General features: G+C 72.9%; 19 protein-coding genes, 1 tRNA gene and 1 pseudogene. 15 read left to right on the top strand and 6 right to left on the bottom strand.

Going from position 1 to position 18,099, the window contains the following annotated elements:
• Positions 1–81: 81 nt before the first annotated feature.
• The 13 genes from ABD954_RS13955 (at position 82) to ABD954_RS13895 (ending at position 12,593) form a co-directional block, all read left to right on the top strand.
• The gene (locus ABD954_RS13955) at positions 82–510 is read left to right on the top strand and encodes an NADH-quinone oxidoreductase subunit A (protein WP_382745622.1); all 429 of its coding nucleotides are present in this window, start codon (positions 82–84) and stop codon (positions 508–510) included.
• Entirely contained in the window at positions 501–1,076 is a 576-nt protein-coding gene (locus ABD954_RS13950; RefSeq protein ID WP_345486340.1) for an NADH-quinone oxidoreductase subunit B, read from the top strand. The genes ABD954_RS13955 and ABD954_RS13950 overlap by 10 nt, the downstream gene beginning before the upstream one ends.
• A complete protein-coding gene (locus tag ABD954_RS33620; protein ID WP_382745625.1) occupies positions 1,073–3,109 on the top strand; it encodes an NADH-quinone oxidoreductase subunit C in 2,037 nt (678 codons plus the stop codon). Before ABD954_RS13950 ends, ABD954_RS33620 begins: the two co-directional genes overlap by 4 nt.
• Positions 3,106–4,077: a complex I subunit 1/NuoH family protein gene (locus ABD954_RS13940; protein ID WP_345486338.1), complete on the top strand. Its 972-nt coding sequence runs from the start codon at positions 3,106–3,108 to the stop codon at positions 4,075–4,077. The genes ABD954_RS33620 and ABD954_RS13940 overlap by 4 nt, the downstream gene beginning before the upstream one ends.
• A complete protein-coding gene (locus ABD954_RS13935) occupies positions 4,077–4,649 on the top strand; it encodes a NuoI/complex I 23 kDa subunit family protein (RefSeq protein WP_345486336.1) in 573 nt (190 codons plus the stop codon). Before ABD954_RS13940 ends, ABD954_RS13935 begins: the two co-directional genes overlap by 1 nt.
• Positions 4,646–5,209: an NADH-quinone oxidoreductase subunit J family protein gene (locus tag ABD954_RS13930; RefSeq protein WP_345486334.1), complete on the top strand. Its 564-nt coding sequence runs from the start codon at positions 4,646–4,648 to the stop codon at positions 5,207–5,209. The genes ABD954_RS13935 and ABD954_RS13930 overlap by 4 nt, the downstream gene beginning before the upstream one ends.
• Positions 5,209–5,568 carry an NADH-quinone oxidoreductase subunit NuoK gene (gene nuoK / locus ABD954_RS13925; protein WP_345486333.1) on the top strand — a complete coding sequence of 120 codons (360 nt, stop codon included), beginning with the start codon at positions 5,209–5,211 and terminating at the stop codon, positions 5,566–5,568. The genes ABD954_RS13930 and nuoK overlap by 1 nt, the downstream gene beginning before the upstream one ends.
• Entirely contained in the window at positions 5,565–7,565 is a 2,001-nt protein-coding gene (locus tag ABD954_RS13920; protein ID WP_345486331.1) for an NADH-quinone oxidoreductase subunit 5 family protein, read from the top strand. Before nuoK ends, ABD954_RS13920 begins: the two co-directional genes overlap by 4 nt.
• A gap of 27 nt (positions 7,566–7,592) precedes the next feature.
• On the top strand, positions 7,593–9,146 hold the full coding sequence (locus ABD954_RS13915) for a complex I subunit 4 family protein (protein ID WP_345492154.1): 1,554 nt from the start codon (positions 7,593–7,595) through the stop codon (positions 9,144–9,146).
• A gap of 5 nt (positions 9,147–9,151) precedes the next feature.
• Positions 9,152–10,693 carry an NADH-quinone oxidoreductase subunit N gene (locus tag ABD954_RS13910; protein ID WP_345492152.1) on the top strand — a complete coding sequence of 514 codons (1,542 nt, stop codon included), beginning with the start codon at positions 9,152–9,154 and terminating at the stop codon, positions 10,691–10,693.
• 34 nt (positions 10,694–10,727) lie between these two features.
• Positions 10,728–11,198 carry a large conductance mechanosensitive channel protein MscL gene (mscL, locus tag ABD954_RS13905; RefSeq protein WP_345486329.1) on the top strand — a complete coding sequence of 157 codons (471 nt, stop codon included), beginning with the start codon at positions 10,728–10,730 and terminating at the stop codon, positions 11,196–11,198.
• 127 nt (positions 11,199–11,325) lie between these two features.
• A complete protein-coding gene (htpX, locus tag ABD954_RS13900) occupies positions 11,326–12,189 on the top strand; it encodes a zinc metalloprotease HtpX (protein ID WP_345486328.1) in 864 nt (287 codons plus the stop codon).
• Positions 12,186–12,593, top strand: coding sequence for a YccF domain-containing protein (locus ABD954_RS13895; protein WP_345486327.1), 408 nt, complete (start codon positions 12,186–12,188; stop codon positions 12,591–12,593). The genes htpX and ABD954_RS13895 overlap by 4 nt, the downstream gene beginning before the upstream one ends.
• Before the next feature lie 75 nt (positions 12,594–12,668).
• Here ABD954_RS13895 and ABD954_RS13890 read toward each other — a convergent pair whose 3' ends face one another.
• Positions 12,669–13,901: an APC family permease gene (locus ABD954_RS13890; protein WP_345486326.1), complete on the bottom strand. Its 1,233-nt coding sequence runs from the start codon at positions 13,899–13,901 to the stop codon at positions 12,669–12,671.
• 57 nt (positions 13,902–13,958) lie between these two features.
• Here ABD954_RS13890 and ABD954_RS13885 point away from each other — a divergent pair, with 57 nt between their 5' ends.
• Positions 13,959–14,228 (top strand): GlsB/YeaQ/YmgE family stress response membrane protein, encoded by a 270-nt coding sequence (locus tag ABD954_RS13885; protein WP_345486325.1) that lies wholly within the window; start codon positions 13,959–13,961, stop codon positions 14,226–14,228.
• Positions 14,229–14,274: 46 nt separating this feature from the next.
• On the opposite strand, the pseudogene ABD954_RS13880 reads toward ABD954_RS13885, so the two are convergent.
• From ABD954_RS13880 to ABD954_RS13870, 3 genes and pseudogenes are all read right to left on the bottom strand, one after another.
• Positions 14,275–14,900, bottom strand: a pseudogene (locus tag ABD954_RS13880) (alpha-ketoglutarate-dependent dioxygenase AlkB family protein).
• On the bottom strand, positions 14,900–15,436 hold the full coding sequence (locus ABD954_RS13875) for a methylated-DNA--[protein]-cysteine S-methyltransferase (protein WP_345486324.1): 537 nt from the start codon (positions 15,434–15,436) through the stop codon (positions 14,900–14,902). Before ABD954_RS13875 ends, ABD954_RS13880 begins: the two are co-directional and overlap by 1 nt.
• 62 nt (positions 15,437–15,498) lie before the next feature.
• The gene (locus ABD954_RS13870) at positions 15,499–15,990 is read right to left on the bottom strand and encodes a YajQ family cyclic di-GMP-binding protein (protein ID WP_345486323.1); all 492 of its coding nucleotides are present in this window, start codon (positions 15,988–15,990) and stop codon (positions 15,499–15,501) included.
• A gap of 170 nt (positions 15,991–16,160) precedes the next feature.
• On the opposite strand from ABD954_RS13870, the gene ABD954_RS13865 reads away from it, so the two are divergent.
• Positions 16,161–16,242, top strand: a tRNA-Tyr gene (locus ABD954_RS13865).
• Positions 16,243–16,391: 149 nt separating this feature from the next.
• Here the strand turns inward: ABD954_RS13865 and ABD954_RS13860 are convergent.
• On the bottom strand, positions 16,392–17,777 hold the full coding sequence (locus tag ABD954_RS13860) for a tyrosine-type recombinase/integrase (RefSeq protein WP_345486321.1): 1,386 nt from the start codon (positions 17,775–17,777) through the stop codon (positions 16,392–16,394).
• Complete coding sequence (locus ABD954_RS13855; protein WP_345486319.1) at positions 17,774–17,980, bottom strand: helix-turn-helix transcriptional regulator; 207 nt, start codon at positions 17,978–17,980, stop codon at positions 17,774–17,776. The genes ABD954_RS13860 and ABD954_RS13855 overlap by 4 nt, the downstream gene beginning before the upstream one ends.
• Positions 17,981–18,099: the final 119 nt, after the last annotated feature.

Below are 18,099 nucleotides of genomic sequence, written 5' to 3'. Positions count from 1 at the left end.
CTGCTTACGCTCCCTTTAGCAGGGCCTAGACTCGCCTGCGTAAACACGTGAGGGATGAGACACCGAGACCGAGGGGCGGACGTGCGGGAACCGACCGTTGTCGCGGCGGACCACGCGACGGGTTACGCGGCGGACCACGCGGCGGACTACTTCCAGACGTACTCCGTCGTCGGCCTGCTGGCCGTCCTGGGCGTGCTCTTCGTCGCGGTCGCCTTCGGCGCCGGGCGGCTGCTCCGCCCCGTCGTGCCGACCCCGGAGAAGCTCCTCACCTACGAGTGCGGCGTCGACCCGGTGGGGGAGGGCTGGGCCCACACCCAGGTCCGCTACTACGTCTACGCCTTCCTCTACGTGATCTTCGCCGTCGACTCGATCTTCCTCTTCCCCTGGGCCACGGTCTTCGCCGCGCCCGGCTACGGGGCGACGACCCTCGTCGAGATGTTCGTCTTCCTCGGCTTCCTGGCCGTGGGACTGCTCTACGCGTACAAGAAGGGCGTCCTGACATGGACGTGACCCCGCTCCCCGCCCCGAAGCTCGGCCCGCTCGCCCGACTGGCCCCCGAGCCGATGAAGGTGGTCCTGAACTGGGGCCGCCGCTACAGCCTCTGGGTGTTCAACTTCGGCCTCGCCTGCTGCGCGATCGAGTTCATCGCCGCGTCGATGGCCCGCCACGACTTCATCCGGCTCGGCGTGATCCCCTTCGCGCCGGGCCCGCGCCAGGCCGACCTGATGATCGTCTCCGGCACGGTGACGGACAAGATGGCGCCCGCCGTGAAGCGGCTGTACGAGCAGATGCCCGAGCCGAAGTACGTCATCTCCTTCGGCGCCTGTTCCAACTGCGGCGGCCCGTACTGGGACTCGTACTCGGTCACCAAGGGCGTCGACCAGATCATTCCGGTGGACGTGTACGTGCCGGGCTGCCCGCCGCGCCCCGAAGCGCTCCTCCAGGGCATCCTCAAGCTCCAGGAGAAGATCGCGCGGGAGAACCTGGGCGAGCGGTACGGGGCCGGGGCGCCGTCGGTGTCCCAGCTGACCAGCGGCCTGGTGGCCGCGCCGAAGCCGGGCGGTGACGCGCGGTGAACCCGTACGACACCCTCCCCGACGGCGTCACCGAGATCTTCGGCGAGGAGGCGACGGCGGAGCGGGCCTTCGACCTGCTGACCGTCGACGTCCCGACCGGCTCGTGGATCGCGGCGCTCGAGATCGCCCGGGACAAGCTGGGCTGCACGTACTTCGACTGGCTGAGCGCGGTCGACGAGCCGGACACGGGCTTCCGCGTGTGCGCCCACGTCGCGTCGCTGGAGGCGGGGCACGTCCGCCGCCTCCTCCTGCGCACGACGGTCCCGCACAGCGCCGCCGTCCTGCCGTCCGCGGTGTCCGTCTACGCCGGAGCGGCGTGGCACGAGCGCGAGACGTACGAGATGTTCGGCGTCACCTTCACCGACCACCCGCACCTGGTCCACCTCCTCCTCCCGGAGAACTTCGAGGGCCACCCCCTGCGCAAGGACTTCGTGCTCGCCGCCCGCGTGGCCAAGGCGTGGCCGGGTGCCAAGGAACCGGGCGAGTCCCACGACCCCAACGCCCCCAAGCGCCGCCAGATGCTTCCCCCGGGCGTCCCCGACCCCAACGAGTGGGGTCCCCTCAAGGGCCAGCTCCCGCCTGCCCCGGCCCGTCCCGCCCGCGGCGCGGGCGCTGCCGCCGACCGCCCCGCCCGCCGGCCCCGCCCGACGGAGGGCGCGGAACCCCCGACCACCGGTCCGCGCCGCGCGCGGAGCGCGAGCGCGGGTTCGGCGACCCAGCGCGCGGAGGCGCCCGCGGCGGGCGAGTCGACGGAGGCGACGCCGGGCGCGTCCCCGGCCGCGGCCGGTCCGCGGCGCGCGCGGAGCGCGAGTGCGGGTTCGGCGAGCCAGCGTGCGGAGGCGTCCGCGCCTTCGCCCGGCACGTCGGTTCCTGGTGCGGACGCGGCTGCGCCCGCGGCGGACCCGTCTGCCGGTGCGGACGCCCCTGCCCCTTCCGGCCGAGCTGCCGAGGCGGCCCCCGGTGCGGCCGAGGGTTCGGCGGCTCCCGGTGCGGAGGAACGTTCACGGCCGGCGGGCCAGTCCGCCGGAGCGGCCCCCACCGGTCCGCGCCGCAATCGGAGTGCGAGCGCGGGTTCGGCGAGCCAGCGCGCGGAGGCGCCCGCGGCGGATGAGTCCGCTGAGGCGGCTGCGGTGGACCCGTCTGCCGGTGCGGCCCCCGCCGGTCCGCGCCGCAACCGGAGCGCGAGCGCGGGTTCGGCGAGCCAGCGCGCGGAGGCGCCCAAGCGACCGGCGCCCGCGCCCCGTACGCGGAGCTCGGACGCCCCGTGGCACCACGCCCGTCCGGCGTTCGACGAGGAACCGACGGCTCCCGCGGCCCCGGCGGACCCCGGGAACCCCAGCGAGACTCCGGCCCCCGGCCCGGAGGAACCGGCCGGCGGCCGCACCAGCGCCGCCGTCCCGGACGAGCCCGCGACTCCCGCGCCCCGGACGGAGCCGGGCTCTGCCCACGGCTCGAAGGCCGTCGATCCCTCCACGAGTGGAGAGGCCCCGGACACCAGTCCGGACGCCCCGCCCGCCCCGGGCACCGACGAGGCCCCGCCGGCCGAGGCCGCGGCGGAGGCCACGGACGCCCTGCCCGCGCCCGCCGCCGAAGGCACTGCCCCGGAGGCGGACGCCGCAGAGGGCGCGGCCCCCGCAGTCTCACCCGCATCGGGTGACGCCGACGGCACCGCCCCGGCGGGCGAGGCGTCCGCCGCCCTGCCGGCGTCGGGCGGCGCCCAGGCCGCCACCCCGGTCGGCCAGGAGGACCAGTCCTCCGGCACCCCCGGCAGCGCCGCCGCCCGACCCACGTCACGTGACGCCGAGCGCACGGCCCCCGAGGGCGAGGTGCCCGACGTCTCACCCGCATCGGGTGACGCCGACGGCACCGCCCGGGCGGGCGAGGCGCCCGCCGCCCCACCCACGTCACGTGACGCCGACCGACCCGCCCCCGAGGGCGAGGCGCCCGACGTCCCGCCCCTCCGGGGCGACGGCCGCGCCGGGCGGCCCCGTACCGACAGTCCCACCGACCCCGCCGGAGGCGATCCCGCGTGAACGACGTACTCGACGTCGCCCTCCGGCTGCTCGTCGTCTTCGCCGTGTTCCTCGTGCTGCCGCTCGTCGTCGGGCAGACCGAGCACAAGGTCATGGCCCACATGCAGGGCCGGCTCGGGCCCATGTACGCGGGCGGGTTCCACGGGTGGGCGCAGCTCGTCGCCGACGGCGTGAAGTTCGCGCAGAAGGAGGACGTCGTACCGGCCAGCGCCGACCGGCGGATCTTCCAGCTCGCGCCGGCCGTCGCGCTGCTGCCGTATCTCCTCGTGCTCGTCGCGCTCCCCATCGGCCCCGGCGAGGGCGCCGTCGGGCAGGTCGTCGACGCCGGGGTGTTCTTCGTGCTGGCCGTGATGGGCGTCGGGGTGCTCGGGAGCCTGATGGCCGGATGGGCGTCGGCGAACAAGTTCTCGCTGCTCGGCGCGCTCCGTACCGCCGCGCAGCTGCTCGCGTACGAGCTGCCGATGCTGCTCGCCGCCGCGTCCGTCGCGATGGCGGCCGGTACGGTCTCGCTCCCGGGGATCCTGGACGCCTTCGCGTGGTGGTGGCTGCCCTGGCAGATCGTCGGCGCGCTCGTCTTCTTCACGGCCGGCCTCGCCGAGCTCCAGCGGCCCCCGTTCGACATGCCCGTCGCCGACTCGGAGATCATCTTCGGCGCGTACACCGAGTACACCGGTCTGCGCTTCGCGCTGTTCCTGCTCGCCGAGTACGCCGGCATCGTCGTCCTGTGCGGTCTGACCACCGTCCTCTTCCTCGGCGGCTGGCACGGACCCTTCGGCGACGGGCTCGGCTGGGGCCTGTTCTGGACCCTGCTCAAGACCGCCGTCCTGGCCTTCGTCGTGATCTGGCTCCGGGTGTCCTACCCCCGCCTGCGCGAGGACCAGCTCCAGAAGCTCGCCTGGACGACGCTCGTCCCGCTCGCCCTCGCGCAGATCGCGCTCACCGGCATCGTGAAGGTGGCGATCCAGTAATGCCTCCCATCCCCGGCTCCGGCCTCGCCAAGGGCCTCGCCGTCACCCTGCGGACGATGACCCGCAAGAACGTCACCGCGCAGTACCCGGACGTCCAGCCCGAGCTGCCGCCCCGCTCCCGCGGGGTCATCGGGCTGTTCGAGGAGAACTGCACGGTGTGCATGCTGTGCGCCCGCGAGTGCCCCGACTGGTGCATCTACATCGACTCCCACAAGGAGACGGTCCCGCCGGCCGCCCCCGGCGGGCGGGAGCGCAGCCGCAACGTCCTCGACCGCTTCGCGATCGACTTCTCGCTGTGCATGTACTGCGGCATCTGCATCGAGGTGTGCCCCTTCGACGCGCTGTTCTGGTCGCCCGAGTTCGAGTACGCGGAGACCGACATCCACGAGCTGACCCACGAGCGCGACAAGCTGCGCGAGTGGATGTGGACGGTGCCGGAGCCGCCCGCGCTCGACCCGCGCGCGGAGGAGCCGAAGGAGTTCGCCGCGGCCCGCAAGGCGGCGGAGAAGGCCGCCGCCCAGGCCGCCGCCGAGGCCGCCGCCCAGGCCCAGCAGCAGGAGGGCCCGCAGTGACCCTCGCCGTGCAGACCCTCGCCGCCCGGACCGACGGCTTCCTCTCGCCCACCGGCGTCGAGATCGCCTTCCTCCTCGTCGGCCTCGTCACCCTCGGCGCGGCCCTCGTCACCGTCACCACCAAGCAGCTCGTCCACGCCGCCCTGTGGCTGGTCGTGGCGCTCGGCGGCCTCGCCGTCGAGTACCTGCTGCTCACCGCCGAGTTCATCGCCTGGGTCCAGGTGCTGATCTACGTCGGTTCCGTCGTCGTCCTCCTCCTCTTCGGCCTCATGCTCACCAAGGCCCCCATCGGCCGCTCCCCGGACTCCGACTCGGGCAACCGGCCGGTCGCCCTCGCCGTCGCACTGGCCGCAGCGGCCGCCCTGGTGTGGGTGGTCCTGGACGCCTTCCGCACCACCTGGATCGACCTCGACGGGCCCGCCCAGGGCTCCACCAAGGTCTCCGGCGAGATCCTCTTCCGGCACTGGGTGCTGCCCTTCGAGGCGCTGTCCGTGCTGCTGCTCGCCGCCCTCGTCGGTGCCATCGTCCTGTCCCGGAAGAAGAACGGAGAGGAAGGCTGATGCACCTCGCCTACCCGGCCGTCCTCGCCGCCCTGCTGTTCTCCGTCGGGCTGTACGGAGTCCTCGCCCGCCGCAACGCGATCCTGGTCCTGATGTCCGTCGAGCTCATGCTCAACGCCGTCAACCTCAACCTGGTCGCCTTCGACGTGTGGCTCCGCGACACCCTCCACGCGGGCCAGGCCCTCACCCTCTTCACCATCGCCATCGCCGCCGCGGAGATCGGCATCGGTCTCGCGATCGTCCTGATGGTCCACCGCAACCGCGGCACCGCCGACGTCGACCGCCTCCGTGACACGGCCGAACCCCGCGGCACCGAGGAAACGCCGTCCGCCGGCGAGAAGGCCGAGGCCACCGCGTGACCACCACGACCCTCGCCGTCCTCGTCCCCCTCCTGCCCTTCCTCGGTTCCGCCGCCGGCCTGCTCCTGGGCCGGACCGCGCCCGGCTTCGTGCGCCCGCTCGCCGTGCTCCCGACGCTCGCCGCGACCGTCCTCGCCGTGCTCGTCGCGATCCGGCAGGGCGGCGGGAAGGCCCTCGACGCCGCCACCCAGCTCACCCCCACCGGCTCCGTCCCCATCGATCTGGCCCTGCACATCGACGGCTTCGCCGCCGTCGTCGCCGTCCTGGTCGCAGTGGTCGCCACCTGCGTGCAGATCTACTCGACCGGCTATCTGCGCGACGACCCGCGCTACCCCTCGTACGCGGCGCTGGTCTCCCTCTTCACCTCCGCCATGCTGCTCGTCGTCTACTCCGGCGACCTGATGGTGCTCCTGGTCGGCTGGGAGGTCATGGGCATCTGCTCGTACTTCCTCGTCGGGCACTACTGGGAGACCCCCGAGGCCCGCTCGGCCTCCCTGAAGGCATTCCTCGTCACCAAGCTCGGTGACGTCCCCTTCCTGATCGGCCTGTTCGCGCTGGCCGTCGACGCGGGCACCTTCCGCATCACCGGCGTGCTCGGCGCGGTCGCCAACGGCGGCCTCGACCACCCCACCCCGGTGGCGCTGCTGCTCCTCGCCGGCGTGGCGGGCAAGTCCGCCCAGTTCCCGCTGCACACCTGGCTCCCGGACGCCATGGCCGGTCCCACCCCCGTCTCCGCGCTGATCCACGCGGCGACGATGGTCGCCGCCGGCGTCTACTTCGTCGCCCGGCTGCTGCCGGTCTTCGCCGCCTCCGGCGCCGCCCTGACCGTGCTCGCCGTGATGGCCGCGGTCACCATGGCCGGCTCGGCGCTCGCCGCGCTCGCCCAGGACGACATCAAGCGGGTCCTCGCCTACTCGACGATCGGCCAGCTCGGCTACATGGCGGGCGCCCTCGCCGTCGCCGACCGCGGGGCCGCCGTCTTCCACCTCCTTGCGCACGGCGCCTTCAAGGCACTGCTCTTCCTCGCCGCGGGCGCGGTCATCCACGCCGCCGGCACCAACTCGCTCTCGGCCATGTCCCGGATGAGCGGACTGACCAAGCGCGCGCCCGACGCCTACTGGACGATGACCGTCGGCCTGCTCGCGCTCGCCGCGATCCCGCCCTTCGCCGGCTTCTTCTCCAAGGAAGCCGTCCTCGTCGCCGCCGAGCACACCGCCGTCGGCGACCGCACCGCCGCCCCCGCCGGCGCCGGCTGGATCGTGCTCGTCGCCGGCCTGCTGACGGCGCTGCTCACCGCCGCGTACGCCGCCCGGCTGTGGCTGCTCGCCTTCCGCGGCCGGGGCGCCGAAGCCCCCGATCACGGCCGCCAGCCCGTCACGATGACGGCCGTCCTGTGGGTGCTCGCCGTCCCCTCCCTCGGCTTCGGACTGACCGCCGGCCACCTCGACGACTGGTTCGACGGCCACCCGCTGACCCCGACCGTCACCACCGCCGTCCTCGGCACCGGCCTCGCCGTCGTCGGCGCAGCCGTCACCTACGCGGTCTGGCAGCGCACCCGCGTCCTCGCGGCCCGTACCCCGCTCGGCGCCGTCGCCGCCCACCCCGAGGGCGACGCCGGTCTCGTCGAGGCCGAGGCCATCGCGAGCCACACCCCCGCCTACGGGGACATCGCCTCGGCCCCGGACCCGGCCGACCCCGGCCGCGCCCTGCTCGGCCCGCTCCACCGGGCGGCGGCCGCCGGCTTCCACCTGGACGCCGTCTACCGGACGCTGTTCGTCCGCCCCGTCCTCGCCGCCGCCTCGCTGGTCCGCTTCCTGGACCGCGAGGTCGTCGACACCTACGTACGCGGCGCGGGCGACAGCGCCAGGGGCCTCGGCTGGCTCGTCCGCCGCGCCCAGACGGGCAACGTGCAGACCTACCTCAGCGCCCTGCTCGCCGGCTCCGTCGTCCTGGCGATCGTCGCCGTCGTCCTCGCCAACGCCGCCGCCGGAGCGTGAGCCGTGATCGATATCAGCGAGTCCGTGATGCAGTTCCTTCTGGCGTTGATCGTCGCCGGCCCGCTCGTCGGCGCCGTCGCCGCCCTCCTGCCGGCCCCGCCCGGCCTGAAGGGATCGTCACCCGACCAGGCCGTGCTCCGCCACGGCGTCACCGTCACCGGCGCCGTCCTGCTCGCCACGGTCGTCCTCGCCCTCGGCTTCGACCACGACCACCCCTCGACGATGCAGGCCACGACCGACATCAGCTGGATCAGGGCACTCGACGTGCGCATCCACCTCGGTGTCGACGGCATCTCCCTCCCCCTCCTCGTCCTGACCGCGCTGCTCACCTTCCTGTGCGCGCTGTACAGCTACTTCAAGCCCCCCACGGGCCCCGCGCCCCGGGCCTTCGTCGCCCTGCTCCTCGTGCTCGAGTCCGGCACCCTGGCGACCTTCGCCGTCCTCGACCTCGTGCTGTTCTTCCTGGCCTTCGAGATGGTCCTCATCCCGATGTACTTCCTCATCGCCCGCTGGGGCGGCGAGGGCAGGCAGGCCGCCGCCTGGAAGTTCGTGCTCTACACGCTGCTCGGCTCCGTCGTCATGCTGCTCGGTCTCCTCCTCGTGGGCCTGAAGGCGGGCACGTTCGACATGGTGGCACTCGCCACTGACAACGGCCGTGGACTGACCACGTCCGTGCAGGTCATCGCCGTTCTCGCGATCGGCGTCGGCCTCGCGGTGAAGACCCCGATGTGGCCGCTGCACACCTGGCTGCCGGACGCCCACACCGCCGCCCCCACCGTCGGCTCCGTCCTCCTCGCCGGCGTGCTCCTGAAGATGGGCACCTACGGCTTCGTGCGGATCGTGCTGCCGATCGCCCCCGACGGCATGCGCGCCTTCGCCCCGTACCTCGCCGCCTTCGCCGTCGCCGGGATCATCTACGGGTCGCTCGCCTGCCTCGCGCTCGCGAGGCCCGGCAGCAAGGGCGACCTCAAGCGCCTGATCGCGTACTCCTCCGTCGGCCACATGGGCTTCGTGCTGCTCGGCATCGCCACCATGACCCCCACCGGGGTCAACGGCGCCCTCTTCGCCAACATCGCCCACGGCCTCATCACCGGCCTGCTCTTCTTCCTCGCCGGCGCCGTCAAGGACCGCTACGGCACCGCCGACCTCGACACGCTCGCCGGGGCCACCGGCGCCGCCCTCTACGGCCGCGCCCCCCGCCTCGGCGCGCTGCTCGCCTTCGCCGCGGTCGCCTCGCTCGGACTGCCCGGACTGGCCGGCTTCTGGGGCGAGATGCTGGCCCTGTTCGGCGCCTTCGACCCGGCCGAGGGCCTCAGCCGCCCCGCCTTCCTCACGTACACGGCGATCGGCGCCTTCGGCACCCTCCTCACCGCCGCCTACCTCCTCGTCGTCGTCCGCCGCGTCTGCATGGGCGGCCCCCGCCCGTCCGGCGAGGCCGCGATCGCCGACGTCCAGGGGTACGAGCTGGCCGCCTGGACCCCGCTCGTCGCCCTCACCGTCCTCGCCGGACTGTGGCCCGCGGTCCTCCTCGGCCTCACCGACCCGGCCGTCCAGCAGCTCCTCGCCGGAGGCACCCAGTGAGCCCCGTGACCGCCCTCGCCGCCGCCGACCTCGCCCGGCCCACCGGCCAGGCCCGGTCCGCCGACCTCGTCCAGTCCGTCGACTGGCTCGCCATCGCGCCGCCCACCCTCGTCGCGGTGGTCGCCCTCGCCGTCCTCGTCGCCGACCTCTTCGTGCCCCCCGGCCGCAAGCAGCTCCTCGGCTGGACCTCCGTCGCCGGCCTGGCCGCCGCGCTCGTGCTGCTCGTCCCGCTGCGCGCGGGCGACCGCTCGACCTTCTGCCTCACCGCCGACACCCAGATCCGGGCCTGCAGCTACACCGCCGACCACTTCACGCTGGTCATCCAGTTCCTGGTGCTCGCCGGCGCGCTGCTCACCGGGCTGCTCTCCTTCGCCGGCACCCGGAAGGAGCTGCCGGCCGGAGAGTTCTGGTTCCTGCTGCTGTCCTCCGCGGCCGGCGCCGCGCTGCTGCCCGCCTCCCGCGACCTGGCGACGCTCGTCGTCGCCCTCGAAGTGGCCTCGCTGCCCGCGTTCGCGCTGGTCGGCCTCAAGCGCGGCGACCGGATGTCCGGCGAGTCGGCGCTGAAGTTCTTCCTGTCCTCCGTGACCGCCACCGCCGTCACCCTGCTCGGCGTCAGCTTCGTCTACGCCGCCACCGGCAGCCTCCACCTCACCGAGGTCGCCCAGCGCCTCGGCGACGTGCCCGACCAGCTGCAGACCCTCGCCCAGGCGGGCGTGGCGCTCACCCTGGTCGGCTTCGCCTTCAAGACGGCGGCCGTCCCCTTCCACTTCTGGGTGCCCGACACCTATGTCGGCGCCCCGCTGCCCGTGGCCGCCTACCTCTCGGTGGTCGGCAAGGCCGTCGGCTTCACCGGCCTCATCCTGGTCACCGTCGTCGCCTTCCCCACCTACGCCGACGTGTGGGGCCCCGCGCTCGCCGCCCTCGCCGCCCTGACCATGACCGTCGGCAACGTGGCCGCCCTGCGCCAGGTCTCCACGCGCGCGTGGAGCGCGGTACGGCTGCTCGCCTGGTCCTCCGTCGCCCAGGCCGGCTACCTCCTGGTGCCGATCGCCGCCGCCGCGTACTCCAGCGACGACCAGATCGGCGCCACCGTCGCGTACGCCCTGATGTACGCGGTCGTGAACCTCGGCGCCTTCGCGGTCCTCGCGCTCGTCGCACGTGCGAACCCGGAGAACCGGATCTCCGACTACCGCGGCCTGTACGCGGCGAGCCCGGCCACCGCCCTCGCCCTGGGATTCTTCCTGCTGAACCTGGCCGGGCTGCCGCCGGGTATCATCGGCCTCTTCGCAAAGGTGACCGTCTTCTCGGCGGCCGTCGACGCGGGCCTCGGCTGGCTCGCCGTGATCATGGGCGTCAACGTCGTGATCGCCCTCTCCTACTACCTGCGGTGGACGGCGCTGCTCTTCCGCACGCCGGAGGGGGCGTCCGTGCCGCAGCGGCCCACCGCGCCGGTCACCCTGGCGATCGCCCTCACCGCGGTCGCGGGCGTCGTCCTGTCGGGCTATCCGCAGTTCGCGCTCCGCTTCGCGGCGAACAGCCTCTTCTGACCCCCACACCGGAAACACCAAGGAGCAGGACCCCGTGCTGAGCGGTTTCAAGGACTTCATTCTCCGCGGGAACGTCGTCTCGATGGCCATCGGACTGGCCGTCGGATCGGCGTTCACGGCAGTCGTCACCGGCTTCAGCAAGGCCTTCATCACGCCGCTCATCGGCCTCGCCACCGGCTCGGTCGGCGACTTCAGCGAGGCCCACTTCACCGTCGGCAAGACCGTCTTCCCGTACGGCCTGGCGATCGCCGCCGCCATCGCCTTCGTCATCACCGCCGCCGTCCTGTACTTCCTGATCGTCGTCCCCATGACGAAGATCCAGGAGAGGTTCGCCCGGGAGGAGGCCGCTGACCCGAAGTCCGAGAAGCGCGACTGCCCCCGCTGCTTCACCGAGATCCCGGCCATCGCCTCCCGCTGCGGCCACTGCACCAGCGAGGTCGAGCCGCTGCCCGCCGCCCTGGAGAAGGCCGGCCTGGACCTGCCCCCGGTGCCCGCCCAGCGCTGATCACCCGCACGGCCCACCCCGCCCCCGGCACGGCCGGGGAACCCGTACCTCCCGCGTGGCGTTGACCAGGAAGGGAGGGTCCACTGGACAGAAGGGTTCCCCTGCCGCACCACTTGGAGGGCGTACCGTGCACCGCCGGCACAACGGCCTGAGGACCGCCGTACTCCTCGGAGGGCTCTCCGCCCTCATCATCGTCATCGGCAGTTTCTTCGGACGTACGGGACTGATCGTCGCGCTCCTCGTGGCGCTCGGCACCAACGCGTACGCCTACTGGAACAGCGACAAGCTGGCGCTGCGCGCCATGCGGGCCCGGCCCGTGAGCGAGTTCGAGGCCCCCGGCCTGTACCGGATGGTCCGCGAGCTCTCCACCCAGGCCCGCCAGCCCATGCCCCGGCTCTACATCTCGCCCACCCAGGCGCCCAACGCCTTCGCCACCGGGCGCAACCCGCGCAACGCGGCCGTGTGCTGCACCGAGGGCATCCTCGCGATCCTCGACGAGCGCGAGCTGCGCGGTGTCATCGGCCACGAGCTCAGCCACGTCTACAACCGGGACATCCTCATCTCCTCGGTCGCCGGAGCGCTCGCCTCCGTGATCATGTTCCTGGTGAACTTCGCCTGGCTGATCCCGGTCGGCCGCTCCAGCGACGACGACGGACCCGGCATCCTCGGCTTCCTGCTGATCATGATCCTGGGCCCGGTCGCCGCCTCGGTCATCCAGCTGGCCATCTCCCGCTCCCGCGAGTACGAGGCCGACGCCTCCGGCGCGCAGCTCACCGGCGACCCGCTCGCCCTCGCCAGCGCCCTGCGCAAACTGGAGGCGGGCACCAGACAGCTGCCCCTGCCGCCCGAGCCGAAGATCGAGACCGCGAGCCACATGATGATCGCGAACCCCTTCCGGCCCGGACAGGGGCTCTCGAAGATGTTCTCCACCCACCCGCCGATGGCCGAACGCATCGCCCGGCTCGAGCAGATGGCAGGTCACCGCCCGTGAAGACGATCCTCAACGTCATATGGCTGATCCTCTGCGGATTCTGGATGTTCCTCGGCTACCTGGCCGCCGGCGTCCTGCTCTGCGTGACGATCATCGGCATCCCCTTCGGACTCGCCGCCTTCCGCATCGGCCTCTACGCCCTGTGGCCCTTCGGCCAGACGGTCGTCGACCGCCGCGACGCGGGCGCGCCCTCGTGCGTCGGGAACGTGCTGTGGCTGGTCCTCGCCGGCTGGTGGCTGGCGCTCGGCCACATCACCACCGGCATCGCGCTCTGCATCACGATCATCGGCATCCCGCTGGGCATCGCGAACTTCAAGATGATCCCGGTCTCGCTGCTGCCCCTGGGCAAGGAGATCGTCCCGACGGACCAGCCGTACGGGACCTACGGGTACCAGCCGCGCTAGCGGGGCCCGGGGGCGCACCTCCCCGGGCGCTGCGCACTTCCCCGAGGCTCTGCCACGCCCCCTCCCCGAGGGGGCCTACGCCCCCGGCGCCGCCGGCCGTCCCCGGCCCACCGCGTACGCCACCACCCCCACCGCGAGCACCCCGGTACCGGCCAGGACGGCGGTCGGCGGCAGGGCGAAGGCCAGCGCCCCGCAGCCGGCGAGGCCCAGCATGGCCAGGGGCCGCTCCCGGCGGCCCAGCGTCCAGGCGGAGGCGTTGGCGATCCCGTAGTAGACCAGCACGCCGAACGACGAGAAGCCGATCGCGCCCCGCACGTCCGCCGTCGCCGCCACCAGGGCCACCACCGCGCCCACCGCGAGCTCCGCGTGGTGCGGCACCCGGTGGCGCGGGTGCACGGCCGCGAGCGTGGCCGGCAGATGACCGTCCCTGGCCATGGCGAGGGTCGTCCTCGACACCCCGAGGATCAGCGAGAGCAGCGAGCCGAGCGCGGCGACCGCCGCGCCGACGCTGACCACCGGCACCAGCCAGCCGGCGTCCGCCGCGCGCGCCGCGTCCGCGAGCGGCGCGGCGGAGGCCGCGAGCCCCTCCGGGCCGAGCACGGCGAGCACGCACACCGCGACGGCCGCGTAGACGGCGAGCGCGATGCCGAGCGCGATCGGCACGGCCCGCGGGACGGTCCGCTCCGGGTCGCGCACCTCCTCGCCGAGGGTCGCGATCCGCGCGTACCCGGCGAACGCGAAGAACAGCAGGCCCGCCGCCTGGAGCACCCCGCCCCTGGGGAGTTCCGCGGCGAGGCCGAGCCGCTCCGCCTGCCCCGCCCCGGCGCTCACCGTGACGACGGCGGCCAGCACGGCGAGGACGACCGCCACGATCACCCGGGTCAGGAGCGCCGACTTCTGCACCCCCCGGTAGTTCACGGCCGTCAGCGCCACGACGGCGGCGACCGCCACCGCGTGCGCGTGCGCCGGCCACACGTACGCCCCGACGGTCAGCGCCATCGCCGCGCACGAGGCCGTCTTGCCGACGACGAACGCCCAGCCCGCCAGATAGCCCCAGAACGGGCCCAGGCGCTCCCGCCCGTACACATAGGTGCCGCCGGAGGCCGGGTAGCGGGCGGCGAGCCGGGCCGACGCCATGGCGTTGCAGTAGGCGACGACGGCGGCCACCCCGAGCGCCGGGAGCATCCCCGTGCCGGCCGCTTCGGCGGCCGGCCCGAGCGCCACGAAGATCCCGGCACCGACCATCGCCCCGAGCCCGACGACGACGGCGTCGAAGACGCCGAGCGTACGGCGCAGTTCAGGTGTCATGCCCCGCACACTAGGGGGTCCGGCAACCGGCCGGGACCGGCGGGCGTCCTCCAGGGCATGAGCATCATCAGCTGGATAGTTCTCGGCCTGCTCGCCGGTGTCATCGCGAAGGTCCTGCTGCCGGGCCGCGACCCCGGCGGCCTGATCGGCACGACGGTCATCGGCATCGTCGGCGCGTTCCTCGGCGGCTGGCTGTCGGCCCGTTTCCTGGACCGCCCGATCAGCGCGGACTTCTACGACGGGGCGACCTGGCTGTCGGCGATCGGCGGCTCTCTGGTGCTGCTGATCGCGTACCGGATTCTTTTCGGCCATTCGCGCGAACGCTAGGCCGTGGGCCGGGCGGGACTTCCCGGGCACGGCCCGGCGCCGGGTCTCACAACCCCGTCTCGCGCAGGGTGATGTTCAGCCGCCCGGCGAGGCCGAGGCCGGGAGCGGCGGTCCCGGCGTACACCTTGGGCACGCCGTGGTACGCGAAGCGGGACGGCCCGCCGAAGACGAAGAGGTCGCCGGAGACCAACTCCACGTCGGTGTACGGCCGGCCGCGGTCCTCGGTGTTCCCGAGCCGGAAGACGCAGGTGTCGCCGAGGCTGAGCGACACCACGGGCGCACCGGACCGCTCCTCCTTGTCCTGGTGCATGCCCATCCGGGCACCGTCCCCGTAGAAGTTGACGAGCGCGGTGTCCGGCGCGAAACCGCCGTGCGCGCCGTACGCCTCGACCAGCGCCTCACGCCCAACGCGACCAGCCACTCGGGCAGTTCGAGGAGGTTCCGCTCGGGGCCGAGGTAGCGGTACGGCTCCCAGCGCCGCCCGAGGCACAGCGAGCGCACCGACATCACGCCGCCGCCCGGCAGCACGGTCGCCTCGTACCGGACCGGGCCGCGCCCGAACTCCCGGCAGGCCGCGACCAGTTCCCGCTGGCGCTCGAACGGCAGCCAGCCCGGCACGTGCACGGCGCCGGGCGCGGGCTCGGTCCGCTCGCGCGGGAAGAGGCCCTCCATCAGCCGGCGAGCGCACCCTCGAGCGGACCCGCGAGCGCGCCTTCGAGACCGAGCAGCCGCTCCTTGCGCTCCAGCCCGGCCGCGTAGCCGCGCAAGGACCCGTCGGCCCCGATCACCCGGTGGCAGGGCCGCACGACGAGCAGCGGGTTGCGGCCGATCGCGGTGCCCACGGCCCGTACCCCGGCGCCGGGGGAGCCGACCCGCCGGGCGATCTCCCCGTACGAGACGGTCGTCCCGTACGGGATCTCCTCCAGGGCCCGCCACACCCGCCGCTGGAACTCGGTCCCGCCCCGCCCGTCGCAGAGGACGTCGAAGCGGTCCCGGCGTCCGGCGAAGTACTCGCCGAGCTGCCGGGCGACCTCCTCGAACGCCCCCGGCTCGTGAACCCAGTCGCCTTGGACGACGGCGCCCCCCTTCTGGCCCTCCAGGGACAGCGACCGCAGCACGACCCGGCCCCCGTCGGCCAGGTGCCCCACGAGGAGCATCGGGCCGAGGGGGCCGTCGACACGGGTGTAGAGAGTGCTCATCGTCGTCATGGGTCCAGTGTGCGAGCCGCCGGACGCGACGGCTGGCGGTTTTCGGACGCGACCCCGAGGTCCTACCGGTAGTTCACGAACTGGATCGCGAAGTCGAGGTCCTTGCCCTTGAGGAGCTGCTGCACGGCCTGCAGGTCGTCCCGGCTCTTCGAGCTGACCCGCAGCTCGTCGCCCTGCACCTGCGCCTTGACGCCCTTGGGACCCTCGTCACGGATGATCTTGGAGACCTTCTTGGCGTTCTCCTGGGAGATGCCCTCCTGGATGGAGGCGAAGAGCTTGTACTCCTTGCCGGACAGCTGCGGCTCGCCCTCCACGTCCAGCGACTTCAGCGAGATCCCCCGCTTGATCAGCTTGGACTGGAAGATGTCGAGGATCGCCTTGACCCGCTCCTCGCCGTTCGCCTGCATGAGGATCTTCTCGCCCGACCAGGAGATCGACGCGTTGGTGCCCTTGAAGTCGTAGCGCTGCGAGATCTCCTTCGCGGCCTGGTTGAGGGCGTTGTCGACCTCCTGCCGCTCGACCTTGGAGACGATGTCGAAACTGGAGTCGGCCATGAGGTGGGGCTCCTTGCTCGGATGCGTTCGGGTACGGCACAAAGCGTAGCCACCCGCGCGGCCGCGAACCGGTGATCAATCCGGTGGCGAAGCACCCCTGGGGATCAGGTATTGTTTACGTCGTTGCCAGGGAGCACCGCCGAAAAGCGGCTCCGAGGCAGCGATCCCATGGCGGTGTGCCCGAGTGGCCAATGGGAGCGGACTGTAAATCCGTCGGCTTAGCCTACCCAGGTTCGAATCCTGGCGCCGCCACGCGATGAAGACGGCCCCTGATCTGCGGAAACGCGATCAGGGGCCGTCTTGTTAATTTTGGACCGGCGCGGCGCACTGTCTCACTGCGTCTCACCCGATCCCACTCTCTACCAGCGTGTGTGGACGGGCCGTGGACGGCCGTCCGCCGGTCAGACCCTCGCGGGGGCGCCGGCGCGGTGCTGGTTCAGTCGGGCCGAGATCTTGGCGTTCGCGGCCTCGTCGCCGCCCTTCAGGAACTTCGCATACACCCGGAAGAGCACCGCGACGGAGTGGCCGGCCCGCTGGGCGACGAGCTGCGGCTCCACGCCGGAGCTGAGCCACGTGGAAACGGCGGCGTGACGAAGGTCATACGGCCGCTTGGCGAGCTTCGATTCCTGTTCGGACGGGCTGAGCGCTTCCTGTCGCGCGTTCGCCCAGACCTCGCCGTACCCGCTCTCCTGCACCATGCCGCCGCGGGCGGTCCGGAACAGCCGGCCGTCCGCGTGGGTGCCGTACAGGGTGACGTGCCACCGGAGCATCGCGACCAGCTCGGGCGGGATCGGCACGTGCCGGACGGTCTTCCGGGTCCGGTGCTTCAGGCCGCGACGGTCGTGGGCCTCGCCGGTGTCCGTCCAGGAGCTCCCGGATCGCGCCCGGCTCTCCCGGAGCCGGACGAGCCCCCACCCGCGCCGGGGCAGGTCGAAGTCCTGAAGCCGGATCCCGACCAGCTCACCGGGCCGGGCGCCGGCGTAGTACAGACACCCGAAGAACGCGGCCAGGTGGCGCCCGCGGTCGCCCTGCCGGCCGACGGCGGCGAGGAGTGCGGCGGCCTGCGCCGGGTCCGGCACGGCCTCGGGGTCGACTTCCTCCTCCACCCGCTCCGGCGCCTTCCACTTGAGGGCGGCCATGGGGTTCTCGCCCAGCAACTCGGCGTCGACCGCGATGCCGAGGGCCTGGTGGAAGATGGCGCGCTTCCGGGCGATGACCGAGCCGGACGACGTCTTCCCGTCCAGCCGCCGGGCGCAGGCGTCCAGGGCCCGGCGGACGAGCATCCGGTCGGAGAGCTGGGAGGTGGGGACAGACTTCCGCTCGACCCACGCGAGGTGCGCCGCCACTTCCTCGGGGGGCTCCTCCTTCCACCGGTTCACGTTGAAAGCCCAGGTGTAGAGCGAGCGGCGGACGGCCCGCTTGTCGCCCATTCCCTTGGTGTCCTTCACCAGGGCGAGTGTCACGGTAGCCATGGCCTCGGCGAGGTTCCGGCGGGTGGAGGCGGGGGAGTGGTCCCACTTCATCTCCACGTAGTTCCTGGCGTGCTGGTACCAGGAGATGTCCTTGGCCTTCTGGACCATCGACTTCGGCAGGCCGCTGTCGACGTCCCACGGCTCGCCCTCGCGGGTCGCCGTGATGAACTGCGCCCGCCGGCTCTCGGCGAGCCCGAGCGTCAGGAAGGACTCGGAGTGCGGCCGCGTGCCGACCTGCCACCGGAGCTGGTACGGCTTGCGGTACGGCCGCTTCCTGATGCTCCAGATCCGTACGGTGTAGCTCCACTCGGTCACGCGGTCTCCAGTTCGTTCAGGAAGGCGTCGAGCACGCTGCGGCGGACGCGCAGGTGCCCGTTGGGCAGGCGCTTCACCTCGGGGCCATAGCCCCGGTTGCGCCAGCGGTAGTAGGTGGCTCGGGTGATGCCGATCTCGGCGAGGACGTCTGTCAGGGGGAGCCACTCGTCGGCGGGCTCACGGCGGCGGGCGGTACGGGCCATCGAGTCCCTCCATGGGTGTGGGAGTCGGAGCGCCGTCGTCGGCGGGGGCGAAGACGGGCAGGGACGGCGAGTCGGAACGGTTCGCGCTGTCCGAGGTGCGGATTCCTGCGTCACCGCGA

It is taken from the genome of Streptomyces roseoviridis, from assembly GCF_039535235.1.
GTDB lineage: Bacteria > Actinomycetota > Actinomycetes > Streptomycetales > Streptomycetaceae > Streptomyces > Streptomyces roseoviridis.
This window is presented reverse-complemented; position numbering and strand designations above follow the sequence as displayed.

Coding starts and splice junctions, on each gene's coding strand:
- ABD954_RS13950 (WP_345486340.1), top strand. CDS start 501: ATGGACGTGACCCCGCTCCCCGCCCCGAAGCTCGGCCCGCTCGCCCGA.
- ABD954_RS13935 (WP_345486336.1), top strand. CDS start 4,077: ATGCCTCCCATCCCCGGCTCCGGCCTCGCCAAGGGCCTCGCCGTCACC.
- nuoK (WP_345486333.1), top strand. CDS start 5,209: ATGCACCTCGCCTACCCGGCCGTCCTCGCCGCCCTGCTGTTCTCCGTC.
- ABD954_RS13915 (WP_345492154.1), top strand. CDS start 7,593: ATGCAGTTCCTTCTGGCGTTGATCGTCGCCGGCCCGCTCGTCGGCGCC.
- ABD954_RS13890 (WP_345486326.1), bottom strand. CDS start 13,901: ATGACACCTGAACTGCGCCGTACGCTCGGCGTCTTCGACGCCGTCGTC.
- ABD954_RS13885 (WP_345486325.1), top strand. CDS start 13,959: ATGAGCATCATCAGCTGGATAGTTCTCGGCCTGCTCGCCGGTGTCATC.
- ABD954_RS13875 (WP_345486324.1), bottom strand. CDS start 15,436: ATGACGACGATGAGCACTCTCTACACCCGTGTCGACGGCCCCCTCGGC.
- ABD954_RS13870 (WP_345486323.1), bottom strand. CDS start 15,990: ATGGCCGACTCCAGTTTCGACATCGTCTCCAAGGTCGAGCGGCAGGAG.
- ABD954_RS13855 (WP_345486319.1), bottom strand. CDS start 17,980: ATGGCCCGTACCGCCCGCCGCCGTGAGCCCGCCGACGAGTGGCTCCCC.